7 protein-coding genes are annotated in these 5,405 nt (G+C 45.4%); all 7 read left to right on the plus strand.

Annotated features, from left to right (window positions below):
• The first annotated feature begins 395 nt into the window (after positions 1-395).
• Positions 396-467: a pyrroloquinoline quinone precursor peptide PqqA gene (gene pqqA, locus B3182_RS05840; RefSeq protein ID WP_081443609.1), complete on the plus strand. Its 72-nt coding sequence runs from the start codon at positions 396-398 to the stop codon at positions 465-467.
• A gap of 139 nt (positions 468-606) precedes the next feature.
• Positions 607-1,521, plus strand: a complete 915-nt coding sequence (gene pqqB / locus B3182_RS05845) for a pyrroloquinoline quinone biosynthesis protein PqqB (RefSeq protein WP_292353449.1) — start codon at positions 607-609, stop codon at positions 1,519-1,521.
• A gap of 20 nt (positions 1,522-1,541) precedes the next feature.
• The gene (gene pqqC / locus B3182_RS05850) at positions 1,542-2,270 is read left to right on the plus strand and encodes a pyrroloquinoline-quinone synthase PqqC (protein ID WP_292353450.1); all 729 of its coding nucleotides are present in this window, start codon (positions 1,542-1,544) and stop codon (positions 2,268-2,270) included.
• Positions 2,267-2,551, plus strand: coding sequence for a pyrroloquinoline quinone biosynthesis peptide chaperone PqqD (pqqD, locus tag B3182_RS05855; RefSeq protein ID WP_292353451.1), 285 nt, complete (start codon positions 2,267-2,269; stop codon positions 2,549-2,551). The genes pqqC and pqqD overlap by 4 nt, the downstream gene beginning before the upstream one ends.
• Positions 2,523-3,716 (plus strand): pyrroloquinoline quinone biosynthesis protein PqqE, encoded by a 1,194-nt coding sequence (gene pqqE / locus B3182_RS05860; RefSeq protein WP_292353452.1) that lies wholly within the window; start codon positions 2,523-2,525, stop codon positions 3,714-3,716. Before pqqD ends, pqqE begins: the two co-directional genes overlap by 29 nt.
• On the plus strand, positions 3,706-4,638 hold the full coding sequence (locus tag B3182_RS05865; protein ID WP_292353453.1) for an ABC transporter ATP-binding protein: 933 nt from the start codon (positions 3,706-3,708) through the stop codon (positions 4,636-4,638). Before pqqE ends, B3182_RS05865 begins: the two co-directional genes overlap by 11 nt.
• On the plus strand, positions 4,635-5,405 hold a 771-nt coding region (locus tag B3182_RS05870), incomplete at its 3' end, for an ABC transporter permease (RefSeq protein ID WP_292751936.1). The genes B3182_RS05865 and B3182_RS05870, both read left to right, overlap by 4 nt.

Genomic DNA, 5,405 nt, shown 5'->3' on the forward strand with positions numbered 1-5,405 from the left:
CCAAGTTTGGAAAATGATTCAGACGGTCTGGGCGCAGTTGGTGCTTACAAAGCACTGTCTAGCTGGACTAACCTGGGTGGTGTTCTGAGCGTATTTAGCCTGTAATACAGCTAGCAAAAGTCTATAGTTAATAAATAGACAGTTAAGTAAAATTAAGAACCCGGCATCGTTGATGTCGGGTTTTTTTTTGCCTGAAACAAAGTTATCTTACTTTAAAAATCTAAAGTCACTTCCATCAAACAAAATCAGGCTATTTTTCCTGGCACCCATTCAGGAAAATCCTGAACCCCAAGGCGTCAATTGCTGACGCTACTTATTCCACATCACCGTAACATTCACCTACCGTCTGAATAGTTCAGACGGTTTTACTTACAATTAATAGAGAGGAAATTATTATGTGGACTAAACCAGAATATTCAGACATGCGTTTCGGTTTTGAAGTAACCATGTATATCTGCAACCGTTAAGATTTAACGACCAGATATGTGTCCGGGGTTTATCCCCCGGGCATCTTCAACCGACCAGCAAATCAGACTGCTTTACGTTACGATGACTATCTTTAATAAATCAGTGTGATTTGCTGAATAGTCGACAGGAAAGAGAAATATGCACATACATGTCATGGGATCAGGAGCCGGCGGAGGCTTTCCACAATGGAATTGCAACTGCAATAACTGTAAAGGTGTGCGTGAAGGAACAGTAAAAGCAAGCAGACGTACACAATCCTCAATTGCCATCAGCTCAGATGGTGTGGATTGGATTTTGTTTAATGCCTCACCGGATATCAAAAAACAGATGGATGATTTTCCGGCACTGCAGCCGGCAAGAGAAGTTCGTGATACCGCTATCAAAGCCATATTGATTACTGATGCTCAGATTGACCATGTAACTGGTCTGTTGACATTACGTGAACATAATAAACCATGGGATATCTACTGCACTGAAGCAGTACATGATGATCTGACTACAGGGTTTCCGGTATTTAATATTCTTGGTCATTTCCGCGGCATAAACTGGCATGAAATAAAAACAGATTTAGAATCATTTTCCATCCCGGCAGCACCAGGCCTGATATTTACTGCAGTGCCTTTAAAGAGTGAAGCGCCCCCTTACTCACCGCATCGCCATAACACCGTGCCAGGAGACAATGTAGGCATTCGGGTTGAAGATACCCGTACTGGTAAAAATGTATTTTATGCGCCGGGTCTTGGGGTAGTTGAAGATCACGTACTTGAATTTATGCGTAATGCTGATGTAGTTCTGGTGGATGGCACGGTATGGACCGATGACGAGATGTCAAAAGAAGGCATCAGTGATAAACGGGCTCAGGAAATGGGCCATATTAATCAGTCTGAAGATGGCGGCACCATCAGTTTTTTAAATTCGATGGAACGTCCCCGCAAGATTTTGATTCATATTAATAACACTAATCCGATCCTTAATGAAGAATCGGCAGAACGTCAGGTGCTGAACAACGCAGGAATTGAGTTGGCATATGATGGTATGGATATTGAGCTATAACAATCGGGAAAGGGCAAACGATGGCTGACAACACACCTTGGTCAAAAGAAGAATTCGAACAAAAGCTGCGTGATAAAGAGCAGTTCTATCACATCAATCATCCGTTCCATAAATTGATGCATACGGGTAAGTTGAATCAGAAACAGGTTCAGGGTTGGGTAGCAAACCGCTTTTATTACCAAACCGCGATTCCTATTAAGGATGCGGCGATTATGGCCAACTGTGAAGATGCCGAGGTACGTAAACATTGGGTACAACGCATTCTGGATCACGATGGTTTTGAAGGCCAGGAAGGTGGTATTGAAGCTTGGTTGCAACTTGGAGAAGCCGTAGGCCTGACGCGTCAGGAACTGACTTCCTATGAACATGTTTTACCGGGTGTGCGTTTCGCAATTGATGCCTATGTCAATTTTGCTCGCCGTGCACCTTGGCAGGAAGCTGCCGGCTCTTCTTTAACCGAATTGTTTGCACCAAAAATTCATCAGGCACGTTTGGACAATTGGCCGGAAATGTATCCGTGGATAGATGAGCGCGGTTACCGTTATTTCCGTAAACGGTTAAGTGAAGCGCGTCGTGATGTAGAACACGGCTTGCAAATCACGCTGGATTATTGTGATACACGCGAGAAACAACAGCGTGCGCTGGATCTGTTGCAGTTCAAGCTGGATATCTTGTGGACCATGTTGGATGCAATGTGGATGGCGTATATTGAAGATCGCCCACCTTATTGTATGGATGTTGAAAAATGACAAATCGCGTATTTAACGCAGACAGTGTGCCGGTACTGGCACTAGGTTACCGCTTTCAATGGGAGCCCATGCAGGATTGTTATGTTTTATTGTATCCCGAAGGTATGGTCAAACTGAATCCTGCGGCTGGTGAAATATTGAAACGCATCAGTGAGAAAAAACAAACCGTCAGCGAATTAATTGCTGAACTTAAAGTCGCCTTTGATGGCGCAGATTTAGACGATGACGTCTATCAGTTTTTGGAGGAAGCACATGGCAACGACTGGATCAGAGCAGAATAAAGCACCCGGCAGCACCGGTGGTGCTCTGGGGATGAATGTACGTGATGCTATCCGACAGCCTTTATGGCTATTGGCAGAGCTGACTTATGCTTGCCCTTTGCAGTGCCCGTATTGTTCAAACCCGATGGATTTCGCCAAAATCAAAAGCGAATTGACCACCGAAGAATGGATTGATGTATTCAAACAAGCTCGGGCAATGGGGGCAACACAGCTGGGATTATCCGGAGGTGAACCTTTGGTTCGTCCCGATATCATCGAATTGATTCGTGCAGCACGGGATTTAGGTTTTTACACCAACCTGATTACTTCCGGTATCGGGCTGGATGCCAGCAAAGCAAAAGCATTTAAAGAGGCGGGACTGGATCATATCCAGGTCAGTTTCCAAGCGAGCTCAGAAGATTTGAATAACCTGATTGCGGGTACTGATGCCTTTCAACATAAAATTGAAATGGCCAAAGCGGTTAAAGCGGCGGGTTATCCGATGGTTCTGTGTTTTGTTACCCATCGGCAGAATATAGATAAAATCGACGAAATCCTGGATCTGGCAATCAATCTGGATGCAGATTATGTCGAGCTGGCCACCACTCAATATTACGGCTGGGCGATGCATAACCGTGATCAATTATTGCCTTTGAAAGAGCAGCTGGTTCGTGCTGAGCGCATTGCGCATGAGTATCAGGAACAGCAAAAAGGCAACATGAAGATCTATTATGTTGTGCCAGACTATTATGAAGACCGTCCGAAAGCCTGTATGAATGGCTGGGGCAATGTATTCTTGACGGTCACTCCAGATGGTACTGCATTACCTTGCCATGCGGCACGTGAGCTACCTGGGATGACATTGCCAAATGTCCGCGATACTAGCGTGAAGGAAATTTGGGAAGATTCAAATGACTTTAATCGCTTCCGTGGTTTTGACTGGATGAAAGAGCCTTGCCGCAGCTGTGATGAGAAAGTAAAAGACTTTGGTGGCTGTCGTTGTCAGGCGTATATGCTGACAGGCGATCCCGCGATGGCTGATCCTGTTTGCAGTAAGTCACCTGATCGTCATGTGGTTGATGAAGCAATTGAACGTGGTCGCAGGGAGTCTGAAAAATCAACTGAAGTTGCCAAGCCATTGGTTTTCCGTAACCCGAAAAACTCGAAACAAATCAGTGGGTTCTGAGTTTGCGATAAAAACTAGCGGCCTGACCAAACAATATGGTCAGGCCGTTGTCGTTAATGGACTGGATCTGCAGGTCAAAGCGGGTCAATGTTATGGCTTGTTAGGCCCGAATGGCGCTGGCAAAAGTACTACCATCCATATGCTCACCACTATGACTTCTCCATCAGCTGGTGAAGCCTGGATTGCCAATCAGTCCATCTCGGCTGATCCGGTTGCAATTCGGGGGTTGGTCGGTTTAGTGTTTCAGGATTCTGCTTTGGATCGCACCATGACGGTGGATGAAAATCTGCAATTTGCTGCAGCGTTGTATGGCATGACTAAAAAACAGGCCAACGAACGTATCGAAGAATTACTTGCCGTCTTTAATTTAGGTTCACGTCGTAATGCCAAATTGCTGGCGCTTTCCGGTGGACAGCGTCGAGCCGTGGATATTGCCCGCGGTGTATTGCATCAGCCGCAAGTATTATTCCTTGATGAACCAACCATTGGTCTGGATCTGCCGAATCGACGTTCTATTTGGCGATTTGTCGAACAGTTGCGCAGAGATCATGGCATGACAGTCTTTTTAACTACCCATTACCTTGAAGAAGCCGTAGCCTGTGATCATGTTGATTTCATTCAGCGTGGCGTATTACAAAAAGGGGGGAAACCAGTTGATTTGATGCGTCAGTTGGCGGCTTATGTACTTGAAATTGAAACTGTCGATATTGAGCCGGTGGTTACCAAACTAACACCACAGTTTGGCAAACCCATTATTGAGGATGAACAGTTAAGCTTTCTCATAAAGGATGCCGAGACAGATCTTCATTCTTTACAACAATCCCTTGGAGACAGCATTACGGCGATGCGTTGGCGTAAACCCAATCTCAATGATGTGTATCTGTGGAAAGTCTGTCCCCCCGAACAGGAGCAGTCAGCATGAGTTGGTTACCAGTTAAAGCCGTTGTAGGTCGAGAGCTGACAAAATTATTTCGTCAAAAAGCCCGCTTATTCAGCTCAATGGTACGTCCGATGATCTGGTTACTGGTGATTGGTTCGGGTGTTGGCAGCATGCTTAGTGGTGCGCAGCAGGAGGGCTATCTACAGTTTCTGGTGCCTGGCGTATTGGCCATGACGTTATTATTTGCGGCATTGCTATCGGCCTTAACTTTGGTCTATGACAAAGAATTTGGTGTGATGCGAATGATGATGATCGCACCGGTTGCGCATTACTGGATCGTATTATCCAAACTGATTGCTGCGACAATTACTGCCATGGTGCAGGCTTTATTACTGTTAATTATTCTATTACTGATCGGCTTGATTGATTTACAGATTGCCCTATTATTAATTCCACCTGCTTTACTAACAGCAGTGGCCTGTGCGTCAATGGGCGGTTTGATTGCAGTATTTTCCAAAACATTGGATAACTTTGCGGTCATCATGAATTTCTTTATCTTCCCGGTGTTTTTCCTGAGCGGGGCGTTGTATCCAGTGAGTCAGCTGCCTGATTTCCTGCGCTATGTGGTGCTGGTTAATCCGTTCAGTTATGGCGTAGATCTTTTAAAACATGCGGTTCCCGGAGCCCAGTCTGATTTTTCGATTTGGACAGATATGACGGTTCTTGTTACATTTTCTGCGGCTGCGATTGCCATTGCCTGCTGGCGCTTTTCACGTGAATCAGTTCATGAACCGTTATTTCATCGGGCG

The sequence above is a fragment of the Methylophaga sp. UBA4204 genome, from assembly GCF_002379485.1.
Lineage (GTDB): Bacteria > Pseudomonadota > Gammaproteobacteria > Nitrosococcales > Methylophagaceae > Methylophaga.